The following is a 16,127-nucleotide window of genomic DNA, read 5'->3' as shown; positions in this document are numbered from 1 at the left end:
GTTCTTGGTCACAGGGGACCGGACATAGGGTCGCCGCGACCGGCTCGTCGATCACCACCAACGACGGTGGCGCCGCGACAACGAAGGTGTAGGAATGCTCGATCCCTATCTCCCGCTCGTCCTGCTGTTCGTGTTGGCGGCGGGCTTCGCGGTGTTCTCGGTCGCCTCCGCGCCGTTGATCGGTCCGCGCCGGTTCAACCGGGCCAAGCTGGACTCCTACGAGTGCGGTATCGAGCCCTCGCCGCAGCCGGTCGTCGGCGGCGGTCGCGTGCCGGTCGCCTACTACCTCACGGCGATGCTGTTCATCCTGTTCGACATCGAGCTGGTGTTCATGTACCCGTACGCCGTCGTCGCCGATGCGGTCGGCGTCTTCGGGTTCGTGGCCATCACGCTCTACATCGCCACGATCGCCTTCGCGTACGCCTATGAATGGCGTCGCGGCGGGCTCGAGTGGAGCTGAGGCCGTCATGGGACTCGAGGAGAACCTGCCCAGCGGCGTCCTGCTGACCAACGTCGAGAAACTGGTCAACTGGACCCGGAAGTCGTCGCTCTGGCCTGCCACGTTCGGCCTGGCCTGCTGCGCCATCGAGATGATGACCACCGGCGCCCCGCGCTACGACCTCGCCCGGTTCGGCATGGAGGTCTTCCGGGCCTCGCCGCGCCAGGCGGACCTGATGATCGTCGCGGGCCGCGTGAGCAACAAGATGGCGCCGGTCCTGCGCCAGATCTACGACCAGATGCCCGAGCCGCGCTGGGTGCTCGCCATGGGCGTGTGCGCCAGCTCCGGCGGCATGTTCAACAACTACGCGATCGTCCAGGGCGTGGACCACGTCGTCCCGGTCGACATGTACCTGCCCGGCTGCCCGCCGCGGCCGGAGATGCTGATCGACGCGATCCTCAAGATCCACGCCAAGATCATGGACGAGCCGCTCGGCCCGAAGCGGGCCGCCGAGCTCGCCGAGTCCGGGTACCGGACGCCGATGGTGCCCTCGTCGGTCAAGTACGCGCCGAAGCACAAGCAGCTCGGGGCGCTGAAGACCACGCACACCCCGGACGTCCCGAACTACCTGGAGCCGGGCTCGCAGCCCAAGCCGGCCCCGAACGCGCTCGCGCCGGGGGAGACCCTGGAGCTGCCGTCGCTGGCCGACGCCGCCCGCGGAGGTGACGCGAAGTGACCGAGCCGACCGGCACCTCCAAGGACGGGGCCGAGCCCACCGGCGGCGCGCACTCGTCGTCGCAGGAGAGCGGCGCCGCGGCCGAGGAGCAGCGGGCGGCGGGCGGCGAGGCCCCCGGCGACCTGGCCGCTCCCGAGGACGCGGCCACCCCCTCCGACGCGCTGGGCGGCGCCCGCCCCGCGCAGAAGATGACCGAGACCCGTACGCGCTCGGGCATGTTCGGCGTCCGCGGCTCCGGCGACACCTCCGGCTACGGCGGCCTGCGCCTGCAGGGCTGGGCCCCGGCCCCGGCCGAGCGGCCCTTCGGCGGCTGGTTCGACGAGTTCGCCGACGAGCTCGGCGCGGCCCTCGACGAGCGCGGCGTCCCGCGCGCCGCGATCGAGCAGGTCACGATCGACCGCGACGAGATGACCCTCTACGTCGAGCCCGCCCGGCTGCACGAGGTCGCCCGCACCCTGCGCGACGACCCGGGCCTGCGCTTCGAGTTCTGCTCCGGCGTGTCCGGTGTGGACTACTCGGCGCCGGACGGCGCTCCGGTCGACCGGCCGCTGCACGTCGTCTACCACCTGCTGTCGATGACCTACCGGCGCCGGGTGCGCCTGGAGGTCGCGCTCGACATCGAGAACCCGCACGTCATGAGCGTCGTCGACGTCTACCCGACGGCCGACTGGCACGAGCGCGAGACCTGGGACATGTACGGCGTCGTCTTCGACGGCCACCCGGCGCTGACCCGGATCCTCATGCCGGACGACTGGGACGGCCACCCCCAGCGCAAGAGCTACCCGCTGGGCGGCATCCCCGTGGAGTACAAGGGCGCGGAGATCCCCCCGCCCGATGAGCGGAGGGCCTACTCGTGACGACTGACGCCGACCCCACCACCGCCGACGCCACCACCGACCCGTACGCCGCGCCCGGCCGGGAGACCACCGAGGGCACGGTCTACACCGTCACCGGCGGCGACTGGGACGACCTGCTCGAGGCCGAGCACGACGACCGCATCGTCATCAATATGGGCCCGCAGCACCCGTCGACGCACGGGGTGCTGCGCCTGGTCCTGGAGCTGGAGGGCGAGACCGTCACCCAGGGCCGCGCGGTCATCGGCTACCTGCACACCGGTATCGAGAAGAACTGCGAGTACCGGACCTGGACCCAGGGTGTCACCTTCGTGACCCGCGCGGACTACCTGTCCCCGCTGTTCAACGAGGGCGCCTACTGCATGGCCGTCGAGAAGCTGCTGGGCGTCGAGGTCCCGCAGCGGGCCGAGCACCTGCGGGTGCTGCTCTGGGAGCTGAACCGGATCGGCTCGCACCTGGTCGCGCTGGCGACCGGCGGCATGGAGCTGGGCGCGCTGACCGGTATGACCTCCGGCTTCCGCGAGCGCGAGGAGGTGCTCCACCTGCTGGAGTTCCTCACCGGCCTGCGGATGAACCACGCGTTCATCCGGCCCGGCGGCCTCGCCCAGGACATGCCCGAGGGCTGGCAGGAGAAGGTCCGCGACTTCCTCAAGGTCATGAACTCCCGGCTGCCGGACTACGACCGGCTGCTCACCGGGCAGCCGATCTGGAAGCAGCGCCTGGAGGGCGTCGGCTACCTGCCCGTCGACGGCTGCCTGGCCCTCGGCGCGTCCGGCCCGATCCTGCGCTCGGCGGGGCTGGCCTGGGACCTGCGCAAGCACATGCCGTACTCGGTCTACGACCAGTACGACTTCGAGGTCCCGACGGCCACCGAGGCCGACTGCTTCGCCCGCTACCGGATGCGCGTCGCCGAGATCCACGAGTCGCTCAAGATCATGGAGCAGGCGGTGACCAAGCTCGACGAGCTCGGCCCGGGCCGCGTCATGGTCGACGACCCGAAGGTCGCCTGGCCGGCGCAGCTGTCGGTCGGCAGCGACGGCATGGGCAACACCCTCGAGCACGTCCGCAAGATCATGGGTCAGTCGATGGAGTCGCTGATCCACCACTTCAAGCTGGTCACCGAGGGCTTCCACGTCCCGCCGGGGCAGGCCTACGCGGCCGTCGAGTCCCCGCGCGGGGAGCTCGCGGTGCACGCCGTGTCCGACGGCGGCACCCGCCCGGTCCGCATCCACGTCCGGGACCCCAGCTTCGTGAACCTGCAGACGATGCCCGCGATGAGCGAGGGCGGCCAGGTCGCCGACGTCATCGCGGCCGTCGCCTCGATCGATCCCGTGATGGGAGGTTGCGACCGATGACGGTCCCCCCGCAGGAGAAGAGCCCCGTCTCGCCGGTGTTCGACGAGCTGACCCGGCAGCGCACGACGGAGATCATCTCCCTCTACCCGGAGTCCCGGTCGGCGCTGCTGCCGCTGCTGCACCTGGTCCAGTCGGTCGAGGGGTACGTCAGCCCCGACGGCATCCGCTACTGCGCGGAGGCGCTGGAGCTGACCACCGCCGAGGTGTCGGCGGTCGCGACGTTCTACACGATGTACAAGCGCACCCCGTGCGGTGAGCACCTGGTCAGCGTGTGCACCAACACGCTGTGCGCGGCGTTGGGCGGCGACGACATCTACGCCCGCCTGCGCACGCAGCTGGGCACCGAGGACCGTCCGCTGGGCCACGAGGAGACGGCGGGGGAGCCCGGCAGCACCGGCTCGGTCACCCTCGAGCACGCCGAGTGCCTCGCGGCCTGCGACCTCGCCCCGGTGCTGCAGGTCAACTACGAGTACTTCGACAACCAGACCGTCGAGTCCGCGGTGGAGCTCGTCGACGCCCTGCGTCGCGGGGAGCGCCCGCAGCCGACCCGCGGGGCGCCGCTGACCGACCTGCGGACCGTCGAGCTGGAGCTGGCCGGGTTCACCGACGACGCCGCGACCGTCGACACGACGGCCCGCGTCGAGGGCCCGTCCGGTGCGATCGAGTCGGTGCGCGGGGCCCGGATGGCCGAGGAGAACGGCTGGACCGCCCCGGCGCTGCCCGACGAGCCGCCGGCGATGCCCGCGCTACCGGAGAAGAAGTGATCGCATGAGCACCACAGAGCCTGTGCGCAAGCCGGACCCGATCACGCCCGTCCTGACCAAGCGCTGGCTGTCGCCGCGGTCCTGGTCGATCGACACCTACGAGCAGCTGGAGGGCTACACCTCCCTGCGCACCGCGTTCGCCGCCCACCCCGACCAGCTCATCCAGCTGGTGAAGGACTCCGGGCTGCGCGGCCGCGGCGGTGCCGGGTTCCCCACCGGCATGAAGTGGGGGTTCATCCCGCAGGACGACGGCAGCGGCACGGGCCCCGGCGCGAAGCCGAAGTACCTGGTCATCAACGCCGACGAGGGCGAGCCGGGTACCTGCAAGGACATCCCGACGATGATGGCCGACCCGCACTCGCTCATCGAGGGCTGCATCGTCACCAGCTACGCGATCCGCGCGAACTTCTGCGCGATCTACGTCCGCGGTGAGGCGCTGCACTGCATCCGCAGGCTGCGCGCCGCCGTCCGCGAGGCGAAGGCGAAGGGCTACCTCGGCCGCGACATCCTCGGCTCCGGTTTCGACCTGGAGATCGTGGTGCACGCCGGTGCGGGCGCCTACATCTGCGGCGAGGAGACGGCGCTGCTCGACTCGCTCGAGGGCCGTCGCGGTCAGCCCCGGCTCAAGCCGCCGTTCCCGGCGACCGCCGGGCTCTACGCCTGCCCGACCGTCGTCAACAACGTCGAGACCATCGCCAGCGTCCCCGCCATCGTCAACGGCGGTGCGGCCTGGTTCCGCTCGATGGGGCGCGAGAAGTCGCCCGGCCCGAAGATCTACTCGGTCTCCGGGCACGTTGAGCGTCCCGGCCAGTACGAGGCCCCGCTGGGCATCACGCTGCGGGAGCTCCTGGAGCTCGCCGGCGGGATGAAGGACGGGATCCCGCTGAAGTTCTGGACCCCGGGCGGCTCGTCGACGCCGCTGTTCACCGCCGAGCACCTCGACGTCCCGCTGGACTTCGAGGGCGCCGCCGAGGCCGGCTCCATGCTGGGGACGACCGCGGTGCAGGTCTTCAACGAGACCGTCTCGGTGCCGTGGGCGGTCATGAAGTGGACCGAGTTCTACAAGCACGAGAGCTGCGGCAAGTGCACCCCGTGCCGCGAGGGCACGTACTGGCTGGTCCAGGTGCTGCAGCGGATGGTGCGCGGCGAGGGCACCTCGACCGACATCGACACCCTGATCGACGTCTGCGACAACATCCTCGGCCGCTCCTTCTGCGCCCTCGGCGACGGCGCGACGAGCCCCATCACCAGCGCCATCAAGTACTTCCGCCAGGAGTTCCTGGACCTCATCGCGGAACAGCCCGATGTGGACCGCCCGGAGCAGCTGGCCGCACTGACCGGAGCGAGCGCATGACCCTCACACCGGAGCGGAACGCCACCGAGGAGACACCCGTCCCCGAGGGCCACGTCCGCCTCACCATCGACGGCCAGGTCGTCGACGCCCCCAAGGGCGAGCTGCTGATCCGCACCTGCGAGCGCCTCGGCATCGTGATCCCGCGGTTCTGCGACCACCCGCTCCTCGACCCGGCCGGCGCCTGCCGCCAGTGCCTGGTCGAGGTGGAGATGGGCGGCCGGCCGATGCCGAAGCCGCAGGCCAGCTGCACCATGACCGTCGCCGACGGGATGGTGGTGAAGACCCAGCACACCTCCGGGCGGGCCGACAAGGCGCAGCAGGGTGTGATGGAGCTGCTGCTCATCAACCACCCGCTGGACTGCCCGATCTGCGACAAGGGCGGCGAGTGCCCGCTGCAGAACCAGGCGATGGCGCACGGCCGGTCGGACTCCCGCTTCGTCGAGACCAAGCGGACCTTCCCGAAGCCGCTGCCGATCTCCAGCCAGGTGCTGCTCGACCGCGAGCGCTGCGTCCTCTGCCAGCGCTGCACCCGGTTCTCCGAGGAGATCGCCGGCGACCCGTTCATCGACCTGCTCGAGCGCGGGGCGAAGCAGCAGATCGGCATCGCCGAGGACCAGCCGTTCCAGTCCTACTTCTCCGGCAACACGATCCAGATCTGCCCGGTCGGGGCGCTGACCAGCGCCGCGTACCGGTTCCGGTCGCGCCCGTTCGACCTGCGCTCGACCCCGGGCGTGTGCGAGCACTGCAGCTCCGGCTGCGCCTCGCGCACCGACTCCCGTCGCGGGACCGTGCTGCGCCGGCTGGCGGGCAACGACCCGGAGGTCAACGAGGAGTGGCTCTGCGACAAGGGCCGGTTCGCCTTCCGCTACACCGGTAGCCAGGGCCGCATCACCCGGCCGCTGGTCCGGCGCGCGGACGGCACGCTGGAGGAGGCCTCCTGGACCGAGGCGCTCGCCGTCGCCGCGGAGGGGCTGCTCGCGGCCCGCGCGGCCGGCGGCATCGGCGTCCTGCCCGGGGGACGGCTGACCGTCGAGGACGCCTACGCCTACGCCAAGTTCGCCCGCGTCGTCGCCGGCACCAACGACATCGACTTCCGCGCCCGCCCGCACTCGGGCGAGGAGCTGGAGTTCCTCGCCGCACACGTCGCCGGCGGAACGCCTCAGGACTCGGTGACCTTCACGGCGGTCGAGAACGCCCCCGCGGTGCTCACCGTCGGCACCGACCCCGAGGAGGAGTCGGGCATCGTCTTCCTGCGCCTGCGCAAGGCGTACCGCAAGCGCGGGCTGCGCCATTTCCAGGTCGGCCCGTTCACCAGCTACGGCGCCGAGAAGACCGGCGCCACCGTGCTGCACGCGGTGCCCGGCGCGGAGGCCGCGGTCGTCGCCGACCCGGGCGCCGACGTCGTCGCCGCGCTGGAGCAGCCGGGCGCGGTGATCCTGGTCGGGGACCGGGCCGCGGAGTCGCCGGGCCTGTACTCGGCGGTGTCCGCGCTCGCCGCCCGCACCGGTGCGGCGATCGGCTGGCTGCCGCGCCGGGCCGGGGACCGCGGTGCGGTCGAGGCGGGCGCGCTGCCCACCCTGCTGCCCGGCGGCCGGCTCGTCACCGACGCCGCCGCCCGCGCCGAGCTGGAGCAGGTCTGGGGCGCCCCCGTCCCGTCCGCCCCGGGCCGCGACGGCGACGCGATCCTCGCCGCCGCCGCGTCCGGTGAGCTGGCCGCGCTCGTGGTCGGCGGGGTCGACCCGCAGGACATGGCCGACCCGACGGCCGCGATCACCGCGCTGCGCGAGGTCGGCTTCCTGGTCAGCCTGGAGATCCACACCTCGGCGGTCACCGAGCTCGCCGACGTCGTCCTCCCGGTCGCCCCGGACGCCCAGCGCTCCGGTGCCTACGTCAACTGGGAGGGCCGCCGCCGCGAGTTCGGCGTCGCACTCGACGCGACCGGCGTGCTCCCGGACTGCCGGGTGCTCGACACCCTCGGCGTCGAGATGGACGCGGACCTGTTCACCCAGACCCCGGCCGCCGCGGCCGGGGAGCTGGAGCGGCTCGGCTCGCGCCGCGCCGGCGGCGTCGCACCGGACCACACGGCGGGCCAGGCCCGGCGTCCCGGCTACGGCCAGGCGGTCCTCGCCACCTCGCGCCAGATGATCGACGACGGCAGCCTCCAGATCGACGAGCCCGCGCTCGCCGGCACGGCACGGCGGCCCTACGTCAAGGTCAACGCGGCCACCGCGGAGCGGCTCGCGCTGGTCGAGGGCGCCGAGGCGACGGTCCGCACCGACCGCGGGGCGATCACCCTGCCGGTCGCGCTGACCGACCTGCCCGACGGCGTCGTCTGGCTGCCGACCTGCTCGCCCGGCTCGCACGTCCGCCCCACGCTCGGGGTGGGCCACGGTGACCTCGTGACGGTCGGTCCGGCCGGGAACGGAAGCGCGTCGTGAACCTGTCCCAGGTCCCGCCCACCCCGGTGGACCAGCTGACGCACACCCAGGCGCTGCTCGCCGACGACCCGATCTGGCTGATCCTGATCAAGGTCGTCGGGCTGTTCGCGCTCGGCGTCGTGCTGACCCTGTTCATGATCAACTGGGAGCGCAAGGTCGTCGGCCGGATGCAGCACCGTCCGGGCCCGAACCGGACCGGCCCCGGCGGCTGGCTCCAGAGCCTCGCCGACGGTCTGAAGCTGGCGTTCAAGGAAGACATCATGCCGGCGATGGCCGACAAGAAGGTCTACTTCATCGCCCCGGTCATCTCGACGATCCCGGCGTTCGTCGCCTTCTCCGTCATCCCGTTCGGCGGCGAGGTCACGATCTTCGGCGAGCAGACGGTGCTCCAGCTCGTCGACGTCCCGGTCGGCGTGCTCGTCGTGCTGGCCTGCTCCTCGATCGGCGTCTACGGCATCGTGCTCGGCGGCTGGGCCTCGGGCTCGCCGTACTCGCTGCTCGGCGCGCTGCGCTCGGCCGCCCAGGTCATCTCCTACGAGATCGCGCTGGGTCTGGCCGTCGTCGGCGTCGTCCTCTACTCCGGCTCGCTGTCCACCGCGACGATCGTCGGGGCGCAGGCGTCGGGCTGGTACTTCTGGCTCCTGCTGCCGAGCTTCGTGGTCTTCGTGATCGCGATGGTCGGCGAGACCAACCGGGCCCCGTTCGACCTCCCCGAGGCCGAGTCGGAGCTGGTCGGCGGGTTCCACACCGAGTACTCGTCGCTGAAGTTCGCGCTGTTCTTCCTCGCCGAGTACGTGAACATGGTCACCGTCTCGGCGATGGCGGTGACGCTGTTCCTCGGCGGCGGCATGTGGCCGTGGCCGCTGAGCTTCCTCAACGAGTACGGCTGGATGCAGTTCCTCGCCTTCATCATCAAGGTGCTGCTGTTCCTGTTCGTGTTCATCTGGCTGCGCGGGACGCTGCCGCGGTTCCGCTACGACCAGTTCATGAAGCTGGGCTGGAAGGTCCTGGTCCCGGTCATGCTGGTCTGGATCGTCGCGATCTTCGGCATCCGGGCCTTCGTCAACACCGGCTCGGACAACTACGTGCTGCTGCTGTCGCTGATCGGGTTCGCGCTCGCCGTCGTCCTGGCGGTGGCGTTCCTGCTGCCCGACCGGCAGACCGAGGCGCCACCGGTCGAACCGGCGTCGGACTACCCCGTCCCGCCGCTGGACCTGGTGGTCCCCGACTCACCCCCGAAGCGTCGGAAGGCCGTCACGGCCGGAAAGGACGCGCGCTAGATGTTCGACTTCTTCAAGGGATTCGGCGTCACCTTCTCGACGATGTTCAAGAAGGTCGTCACCGAGGAGTACCCCGAGGACTTCCCGCCCGCCGCGCCGCGCTACCACGGGCGCCACCAGCTCAACCGGCACCCGGACGGGCTGGAGAAGTGCGTCGGCTGCGAGCTGTGCGCCTGGGCCTGCCCGGCCGACGCCATCTACGTCGAGGGCGGGGACAACACCGAGGAGGCGCGGTACTCGCCCGGTGAGCGCTACGGCGCGATCTACCAGATCAACTACCTGCGGTGCATCGGCTGCGGCCTGTGCATCGAGGCCTGCCCGACGCGCTCGCTCACGATGACGAACTTCTACGAGCTGGCCGACGACAACCGGCAGGACCTCATCTACACCAAGGAGCAGCTGATGGCCCCGCTGCTGCCGGGCATGGAGCAGCCGCCGCACCCGATGCGCCTCGGGGAGGACGAGCAGGACTACTACGTCTCCGGCCCGACGCTCGCGAAGGTCAGCGCGCAGGACCAGACCAAGGAGCAGGCGCGATGAGCACCACCGCGGTGCTCGCCCAGGCCGCGGGCGAGGTGAGCACCGGCGAGGCGGTCGCGTTCTGGATCCTCGGACCGGTGGCGCTGGCCGGCGCGCTCGGCCTGGTCTTCGCCCGGCACGCGGTGCACGCCGCGCTGCTGCTGGTCCTGACGATGTTCTCGATCGCGGTGCTGTACATCGTGCAGTCCGCCCCGTTCCTCGGGTTCGTGCAGATCATCGTCTACACCGGCGCCGTGATGATGCTGTTCCTGTTCGTCCTCATGCTGGTCGGACGGGACTCCAAGGACTCGGTGATCGAGGTGCTGCGCGGGCAGCGGGCCGCGGCGCTGGTGTTCGGCGTCGCGCTGGCCGCGCTGCTGGTCGGCGGGCTCGCCCGCGGCCTGACCAGCGTCACCCCCGCGGGGCTGGCGCAGGGCGGGCTCGGGTGGAACGGCAACGTCCCCGGCCTCGGCCGGCTGATCTTCACCGACTACCTGCTGGCGTTCGAGCTGACCGCGGCCCTGCTGATGGTCGCCGCGCTCGGCGCGATGGTGCTGTCCGGCTCGCAGAGCAGCCAGCACACCAAGATCGGCCAGCGCGCGACGGTGCTGAAGCGGCTGCGCGGCGAGCACGCCCGCATCTCCCCGCTGCCCGGCCCCGGCGTCTACGCGACGGCGAACTCGGTCGCGGTCCCGGCGATCCTGCCCGACGGCTCGATCGCCCCGGAGTCGCTGTCGGAGATCATCGAGTCGGTCGCGGTCGACGTGCCGGACACGACGACGCCGGACGCGCACGCGCTGACCGGCCGCCCCGCACCCGACCGGACCGCCGCCTCCGGTGAGGCCGCCGACACCGGGGAGCACCGATGAGGCCCGAGTACTACCTGCTGCTTTCGGCGCTGCTGTTCACCATCGGCGCCGTCGGCGTCCTGGTGCGGCGCAACGCCGTGGTCGTGTTCATGTGCATCGAGCTCATGCTGAACGCGGTGAACCTGACCCTGGTCACGTTCTCGCGCATCAACGGCAACCTCGACGGCCAGGTGATGGCCCTGTTCGTGATGGTCGTCGCGGCCTGCGAGGTCGTCGTCGGGCTCGCGATCATCACGGCCATCTTCCGCACCCGCCAGTCGTCGTCGGTGGACGACGCGAACCTCTTGAAGTACTAGGAGCGCGCTGGTGACCGTCCTTCTCGCACAGGCCGCCCCGCAGGCGACCGGCGCCGCCTCGCTGGCCTGGTTGCTGATCGCGCTCCCCGCGGCCGGTGCACTCGTGCTCTTCCTCGCCGGACGGCGGGCCGACGCCTGGGGCCACTGGCTCGGCGTCGCGACCGTCGTCGGCGCGTTCGTCGTCGGTGTGACGATATTCCTGCAGACCCTCGGCCTGCCCGCCGACGAGCGGCTGCGCGAGCAGTCGCTGTGGTCCTGGATGTCCTCCGGTGCGCTGGAGGTCGACTTCGGGCTCCGGATCGACACGCTGTCGCTGACGTTCGTCCTGCTGATCACCGGGGTCGGCGCGCTCATCCACCTCTACTCGGTGGGCTACATGAGCCACGACCCGAACCGGCGGCGGTTCTTCGCGCAGCTGAACCTGTTCGTCGCCGCGATGCTGGTGCTGGTCCTCGGCAACAACTTCGTGATGCTCTACCTCGGCTGGGAGGGCGTCGGTCTGGCGTCGTACCTGCTGATCGGCTTCTACCAGGACCGGCCCTCCGCGGCGACGGCGGCGAAGAAGGCGTTCCTGATGAACCGGGTCGGCGACGTCGGCCTGGCGATCGCGATCTTCCTGCTCTGGCTGGAGCTCGGGACCCTGCAGTACACCGAGGTCTTCGCCCGCATCGGCGAGGTCGGCGGCGGCACGGTCCTCGCGATCACGCTGCTGCTCCTGCTCGGTGCCTGCGGCAAGTCCGGCCAGTTCCCGCTGCAGTCCTGGCTCCCGGACGCGATGGAGGGCCCGACCCCGGTCTCGGCCCTGATCCACGCGGCCACGATGGTCACCGCGGGCGTCTACCTCATCGCCCGGGCCTCGCCGATCTACAACCTGTCCGAGACCGGACGGCTGGTCGTCGCGATCATCGGTGTCATCACGCTGATGATCGGCGCGATCATCGGCTGCGCCTACGACGACATCAAGAAGGTCCTGGCCTACTCCACGGTCAGCCAGATCGGCTACATGATCCTCGCCGTCGGGCTCGGGCCGGCCGGCTACGCGCTGGGCATCCTGCACCTGCTGACGCACGGCTTCTTCAAGGCCGGGCTCTTCCTCGGCGCCGGTTCGGTCATGCACGCCATGAACGACGACGTCGACATGCGCCGCTTCGGCGGCCTGTGGCGGAAGATGCCGGTCACCTTCGTGACCTTCGGCCTCGGCTACCTCGCGCTGATCGGCTTCCCGTTCCTGTCCGGCTACTTCTCCAAGGACGCGATCATCGAGGCCGCGTTCGCCCAGGAGGGCTGGCAGGGCTGGGTGTTCGGCGGGCTCGCGACGCTCGCGGCCGGTCTCACCGCCTTCTACATGACCCGCCTGATGATCATGACGTTCTTCGGCGCGGAGCGCTGGCGCACGGTGCAGTCCACCGACGGCCGCGACTACCACCCGCACGAGTCCCCGGCGACGATGACCGTCCCGATGATCGTGCTGGCGGTCGGCTCCGTCTTCGGCGGCGGCGTGCTCTACGGGATGATCCCGGAGTGGCTCGCCCCGGTCGTGGGGGAGCGCCTCGAGCTCGAGGGCGGCGCCCTGCCGCACGCGGTGATCCCGTGGCTGGTGGTCGGGGTCTCGCTGCTCGGCGTGCTGGCGGGCTACCTGTTCGTCGGCCGCTCCCCGGTGCCGGTGGAGCGCCCGCAGCGGGTGTCGCCGGTCGTCGCCGCGGCCCGTGCCGACCTCGGCGCGAACGCCTTCAACGAGGCGTTCATCGAGCGGCCCGGCATCGTCCTCACGCGGGCGCTCGCCTGGTTCGACGACCGCGGGATCGACGGGGCCGTCAACGGCACCGCGTCGGCGTTCGGCGGCGGTTCCAGCCGCCTACGCCGGCTCCAGACCGGCTTCGTCCGGTCCTACGCACTCTCGATGCTCGGCGGGGCGGTCATCGTCGTCGCCGCGATGCTGGCGGTGAGGTTCGTCTCATGACCCCCCTGGACACGGCTCCCATCGTCCCCGGCTCCGGGGGCAACCCGTTCCTGATCGTCCTGCTGCTGGTGCCGGTCGTCGGCGCGCTGGTCATGTACCCGCTGCGCGCCAACACCGGGCTCGCGAAGGCGGTCGCGATGGCGACGGCGCTGCTGGAGCTGGTGCTCGTCGTCGTCGCGTGGGCGCTCTACTCCATCCCCGCGGCGCAGGCCGGCGCCCGGTTCCAGCTCGAGTTCTCGATGTCCTGGATCCCCGCGTTCGGCACGCACATCGCGTTCGGCGTCGACGGCATCGCGCTGGCGCTGATCGGGCTCACCGCGTTCCTGGTACCCGGCCTGATGCTGTTCGCGTGGGCGGAGAAGCTGCCCGAGGGCCGCTCGGCCGCCGGGTACTTCGCGCTGCTGCTGGCGACCCAGGCGACGCTGGTCGGCGTCTTCGCCGCCACCGACGTCTTCCTGTTCTACGTGTTCTTCGAGGCCATGCTGGTCCCGATGTACTTCCTGATCGGCCGCTTCGGCGGGCCGCGCCGGCAGTACGCGGCGGTCAAGTTCTTCCTGTACTCGCTGCTCGGCGGCCTCATCATGCTGGCGTCGCTGATCGGGCTGTTCGTGGTCAGCGAGCAGCAGCTGGGCCAGGGCACGTTCACCTGGGCCGACCTGCAGGCGATGGCGTCGAGCGTGCCGGAGTCGACCCAGATCTGGCTGTTCCTCGGCTTCTTCGTCGCGTTCGCGATCAAGGCGCCGCTGGTGCCGTTCCACACCTGGCTGCCCGACGCCGGTGCCGAGGCCCCGATCGTCGGCGCGGTGCTGCTGGTCGGCGTGCTGGACAAGGTCGGCACCTACGGCTTCCTGCGGTACCTGCTGCCGCTGTTCCCGCAGGCGTCGCAGACCCTGGCGCCGCTGGTGCTGGTGCTCGCCGTCGCCGGGATCGTCTACGCCGCGCTGCTCGCGGTCGCCCAGACCGACATGGGCCGGTTCGTCGCCTACACCTCGGTGGCGCACTTCGGCTTCATCGCGCTCGGGGTGTTCGCGTTCTCCTCGCAGGCCTTCGCCGGCGCGACGCTCTACATGGTCAACCACGGTCTCTCGACCGGCATGCTGTTCGTCATGGTCGGCGTGCTGATCAGCCGCGGCGGCTCGCGCCGGATCGCCGACTACGGCGGCGTCGCGAAGCTCGCCCCGGTGATGGCGGGCTGCCTGCTGCTGGCCGGGATGAGCTCGCTGGCGCTGCCCGGCACGAACTCGTTCGTCTCGGAGTTCCTGGTGCTGGTCGGCTCGTTCCCGAACCGGCCGGTGTTCACCGTGATCGCGACGATCGGCATCATCTTCGCCGCGCTCTACGTGCTGTGGTTCTACCAGCGCACGATGCAGGGCCCGGTGCGCGGCACCGCGGTCATGGCGGCGCTGGAGCGCGGTGGCGCGGGCGGCCCGGGGTCGATGATCGACCCGGCGGTCGCCGCGCAGCGCAAGGGCTCCGGCTTCCCCGACCTCACGGGTCGTGAGATCGGCGTGCTCGTGCCGCTGATCGTCGCGATCGTGGTGCTCGGCTTCTACCCGGGCCCGGTGCTCGACCTGATCAACCCGTCGGTGACGGCGACGATGACCGAGCTCGGCCTGCCCGACCCGGTCGTCGCTGGAGGGATCGCTCGATGAGCTCGTTGGTTCTCCCCGCCCAGGTGGCTCCGATCGAGATGCCCGCGGTCGACTGGGCGGCCACCGCGCCGCTGTGGATCGTGTTCGCGGGTGCCTGCGTGTCGGTGCTGCTGGAGGCGTTCCTCCCGCGGCACCAGCGCTGGCCCGTCCAGGTCGTGCTGACCGGGCTGACCCTGGTCGCGGCGCTCGTCGCGCTGGCCGGGTACGCGCTCGGGTCCCCGGCGGCGGTGCTGACCTTCGGCACCGCGCTGTCGGTGGACGCGCCCTCGCTGTTCCTGTGGGGCACGCTGATCGTCCTCGCGATCCCCAGCCTGCTGCTGATCGCGGACCGGTCGGTGGAGCCGGGCGGGGTGTTCGTCGCCTCGGCCGCCGAGCGGGCCGCGGTCCGCTCCGGCGGCGGCCCGGCCACCCCGGCCGGCGGCGAGCACGTCGACCGCTCCTACGGGGCGCCCGACGAGACGCCGACGATGCAGACCGAGCCGTTCCCGTTCGTGCTGTTCGCGCTCGGCGGCATGATGGCGTTCGTCGCGGCGAACGACCTGCTGACGATGTTCATCGCGCTCGAGGTCCTGTCGCTGCCGCTGTACCTGATGTGCGGGCTGGCGCGGCGCCGCCGGCTGCTGTCGCAGGAGTCCGCGGTCAAGTACTTCCTGCTCGGCGCGTTCGGCTCGGCGTTCTTCCTCTACGGCATCGCGCTGCTCTACGGCTACGCCGGCTCGGTGCGGCTCTCGGCGATCTCCCAGGCCGCCGCGGGCACCCTGGCGTCGGACACGCTGCTGTTCGCGGGCTTGGCGTTGCTGCTGGTGGGGCTGCTGTTCAAGGGCTCGGTCGCCCCGTTCCACACCTGGACCCCGGACGTCTACCAGGGCGCCCCGACGCCGGTCACGGCGTTCATGGCGGCCTGCACGAAGGTCGCCGCGTTCGGCGCGATCGCCCGGGTGCTCTACGTCGGCTTCGGCAGCACCGTCTGGGAGTGGCGCGGCGTGCTGTGGGTCGTCGCGGTCGTCTCGATGGTCGTCGGCGCGGTGCTGGGGCTCACCCAGACCGACGTGAAGCGCATGATCGCCTACTCCTCGATCGCCCACGCCGGGTTCATCCTGCTCGGCGCGATGGCGCTGACCCCGCAGGGCACGTCCGGGCTGCTGTTCTACCTGCTGGCCTACGGCTTCACGACGGTCGCGGTCTTCGGGATCATCTCGCTGGTCCGCACCGGCGACGGCGAGGCCTCGGACCTGGCGGCCTGGGCGGGCCTGGCGAAGCGGTCGCCGCTCGTCGCCGGGATCATGACGTTCCTGCTGCTCGCGCTCGCCGGCATCCCGCTGACCAGCGGGTTCACCGCCAAGTTCGCGGTGTTCTCGGCGGCGTCGGCGGACGGCATGGTGCCGCTGGTGGTGATCGCGCTGGTCGCGTCCGCGGTGGCCGCGTTCTTCTACCTGCGCATCGTGGTGCTCATGTACTTCCGGGAGCCCGCCGAGGACGGTCCGGCCGTCGTCGTGCCCGGGGCGTTCACCACCGTGGCCATCACTCTGGGCACGCTGGCGACCCTCGTTCTCGGGATTCTTCCCACACCCGTCCTCGAATGGGCCGCCAGCGGCGCGTTCTCGGGCTGAC

The 16,127-nt window shown here is 71.2% G+C and carries 14 protein-coding genes; all 14 read left to right on the top strand.

Annotation, left to right across the window (positions count from 1 at the left end; all coding sequences use genetic code 11):
* The first annotated feature begins 94 nt into the window (after nt 1-94).
* The 14 genes from DMP17_RS22670 to nuoN all read left to right on the top strand — a co-directional run bounded on the left by DMP17_RS22670 (nt 95) and on the right by nuoN (nt 16,126).
* Nucleotides 95-460, top strand: coding sequence for an NADH-quinone oxidoreductase subunit A (locus DMP17_RS22670; RefSeq protein WP_062397987.1), 366 nt, complete (start codon nt 95-97; stop codon nt 458-460).
* Between the two features lie 7 nt (nt 461-467).
* Nucleotides 468-1,175 carry a NuoB/complex I 20 kDa subunit family protein gene (locus DMP17_RS22665; protein ID WP_308016847.1) on the top strand — a complete coding sequence of 236 codons (708 nt, stop codon included), beginning with the start codon at nt 468-470 and terminating at the stop codon, nt 1,173-1,175.
* A 122-nt stretch (nt 1,176-1,297) separates the two neighbouring features.
* A complete protein-coding gene (locus tag DMP17_RS22660) occupies nt 1,298-2,032 on the top strand; it encodes an NADH-quinone oxidoreductase subunit C (protein WP_374203807.1) in 735 nt (244 codons plus the stop codon).
* Nucleotides 2,029-3,384 (top strand): NADH-quinone oxidoreductase subunit D, encoded by a 1,356-nt coding sequence (locus tag DMP17_RS22655; protein WP_226353906.1) that lies wholly within the window; start codon nt 2,029-2,031, stop codon nt 3,382-3,384. Before DMP17_RS22660 ends, DMP17_RS22655 begins: the two co-directional genes overlap by 4 nt.
* Nucleotides 3,381-4,148, top strand: coding sequence for an NADH-quinone oxidoreductase subunit NuoE (nuoE, locus tag DMP17_RS22650; RefSeq protein WP_178375939.1), 768 nt, complete (start codon nt 3,381-3,383; stop codon nt 4,146-4,148). The genes DMP17_RS22655 and nuoE overlap by 4 nt, the downstream gene beginning before the upstream one ends.
* A 4-nt stretch (nt 4,149-4,152) precedes the next feature.
* A complete protein-coding gene (gene nuoF / locus DMP17_RS22645) occupies nt 4,153-5,502 on the top strand; it encodes an NADH-quinone oxidoreductase subunit NuoF (protein WP_226353905.1) in 1,350 nt (449 codons plus the stop codon).
* Nucleotides 5,499-7,940, top strand: a complete 2,442-nt coding sequence (locus DMP17_RS22640) for an NADH-quinone oxidoreductase subunit G (RefSeq protein WP_337830523.1) — start codon at nt 5,499-5,501, stop codon at nt 7,938-7,940. Before nuoF ends, DMP17_RS22640 begins: the two co-directional genes overlap by 4 nt.
* A gap of 35 nt (nt 7,941-7,975) precedes the next feature.
* The gene (gene nuoH, locus DMP17_RS22635) at nt 7,976-9,220 is read left to right on the top strand and encodes an NADH-quinone oxidoreductase subunit NuoH (RefSeq protein ID WP_226353903.1); all 1,245 of its coding nucleotides are present in this window, start codon (nt 7,976-7,978) and stop codon (nt 9,218-9,220) included.
* The gene (nuoI, locus tag DMP17_RS22630) at nt 9,221-9,760 is read left to right on the top strand and encodes an NADH-quinone oxidoreductase subunit NuoI (RefSeq protein ID WP_020623091.1); all 540 of its coding nucleotides are present in this window, start codon (nt 9,221-9,223) and stop codon (nt 9,758-9,760) included. It abuts the gene before it with no gap.
* Nucleotides 9,757-10,608 (top strand): NADH-quinone oxidoreductase subunit J, encoded by an 852-nt coding sequence (locus tag DMP17_RS22625; protein ID WP_226353896.1) that lies wholly within the window; start codon nt 9,757-9,759, stop codon nt 10,606-10,608. Before nuoI ends, DMP17_RS22625 begins: the two co-directional genes overlap by 4 nt.
* A complete protein-coding gene (gene nuoK / locus DMP17_RS22620) occupies nt 10,605-10,904 on the top strand; it encodes an NADH-quinone oxidoreductase subunit NuoK (RefSeq protein WP_060710483.1) in 300 nt (99 codons plus the stop codon). Before DMP17_RS22625 ends, nuoK begins: the two co-directional genes overlap by 4 nt.
* A 7-nt stretch (nt 10,905-10,911) precedes the next feature.
* Nucleotides 10,912-12,864, top strand: a complete 1,953-nt coding sequence (gene nuoL, locus DMP17_RS22615) for an NADH-quinone oxidoreductase subunit L (RefSeq protein ID WP_443217967.1) — start codon at nt 10,912-10,914, stop codon at nt 12,862-12,864.
* A complete protein-coding gene (locus DMP17_RS22610; RefSeq protein ID WP_226353894.1) occupies nt 12,861-14,516 on the top strand; it encodes an NADH-quinone oxidoreductase subunit M in 1,656 nt (551 codons plus the stop codon). The genes nuoL and DMP17_RS22610 overlap by 4 nt, the downstream gene beginning before the upstream one ends.
* A complete protein-coding gene (nuoN, locus tag DMP17_RS22605; RefSeq protein WP_226353893.1) occupies nt 14,513-16,126 on the top strand; it encodes an NADH-quinone oxidoreductase subunit NuoN in 1,614 nt (537 codons plus the stop codon). Before DMP17_RS22610 ends, nuoN begins: the two co-directional genes overlap by 4 nt.
* The last annotated feature ends 1 nt before the right edge of the window (nt 16,127 follow it).

The organism is Pseudonocardia sp. TMWB2A (genome assembly GCF_017312135.1).
The sequence above is the reverse complement of the archived record's forward strand: the minus strand, read 5'-3'. Positions and strand labels throughout refer to the sequence as shown.

Excerpts from the sequence above, each read along its gene's own strand:
- DMP17_RS22670 (WP_062397987.1), top strand. The coding sequence starts at position 95 with ATGCTCGATCCCTATCTCCCGCTCGTCCTGCTGTTCGTGTTGGCGGCG.
- DMP17_RS22665 (WP_308016847.1), top strand. The coding sequence starts at position 468 with ATGGGACTCGAGGAGAACCTGCCCAGCGGCGTCCTGCTGACCAACGTC.
- nuoE (WP_178375939.1), top strand. The coding sequence starts at position 3,381 with ATGACGGTCCCCCCGCAGGAGAAGAGCCCCGTCTCGCCGGTGTTCGAC.
- nuoF (WP_226353905.1), top strand. The coding sequence starts at position 4,153 with ATGAGCACCACAGAGCCTGTGCGCAAGCCGGACCCGATCACGCCCGTC.
- DMP17_RS22640 (WP_337830523.1), top strand. The coding sequence starts at position 5,499 with ATGACCCTCACACCGGAGCGGAACGCCACCGAGGAGACACCCGTCCCC.
- nuoI (WP_020623091.1), top strand. The coding sequence starts at position 9,221 with ATGTTCGACTTCTTCAAGGGATTCGGCGTCACCTTCTCGACGATGTTC.
- DMP17_RS22625 (WP_226353896.1), top strand. The coding sequence starts at position 9,757 with ATGAGCACCACCGCGGTGCTCGCCCAGGCCGCGGGCGAGGTGAGCACC.
- nuoK (WP_060710483.1), top strand. The coding sequence starts at position 10,605 with ATGAGGCCCGAGTACTACCTGCTGCTTTCGGCGCTGCTGTTCACCATC.
- DMP17_RS22610 (WP_226353894.1), top strand. The coding sequence starts at position 12,861 with ATGACCCCCCTGGACACGGCTCCCATCGTCCCCGGCTCCGGGGGCAAC.
- nuoN (WP_226353893.1), top strand. The coding sequence starts at position 14,513 with ATGAGCTCGTTGGTTCTCCCCGCCCAGGTGGCTCCGATCGAGATGCCC.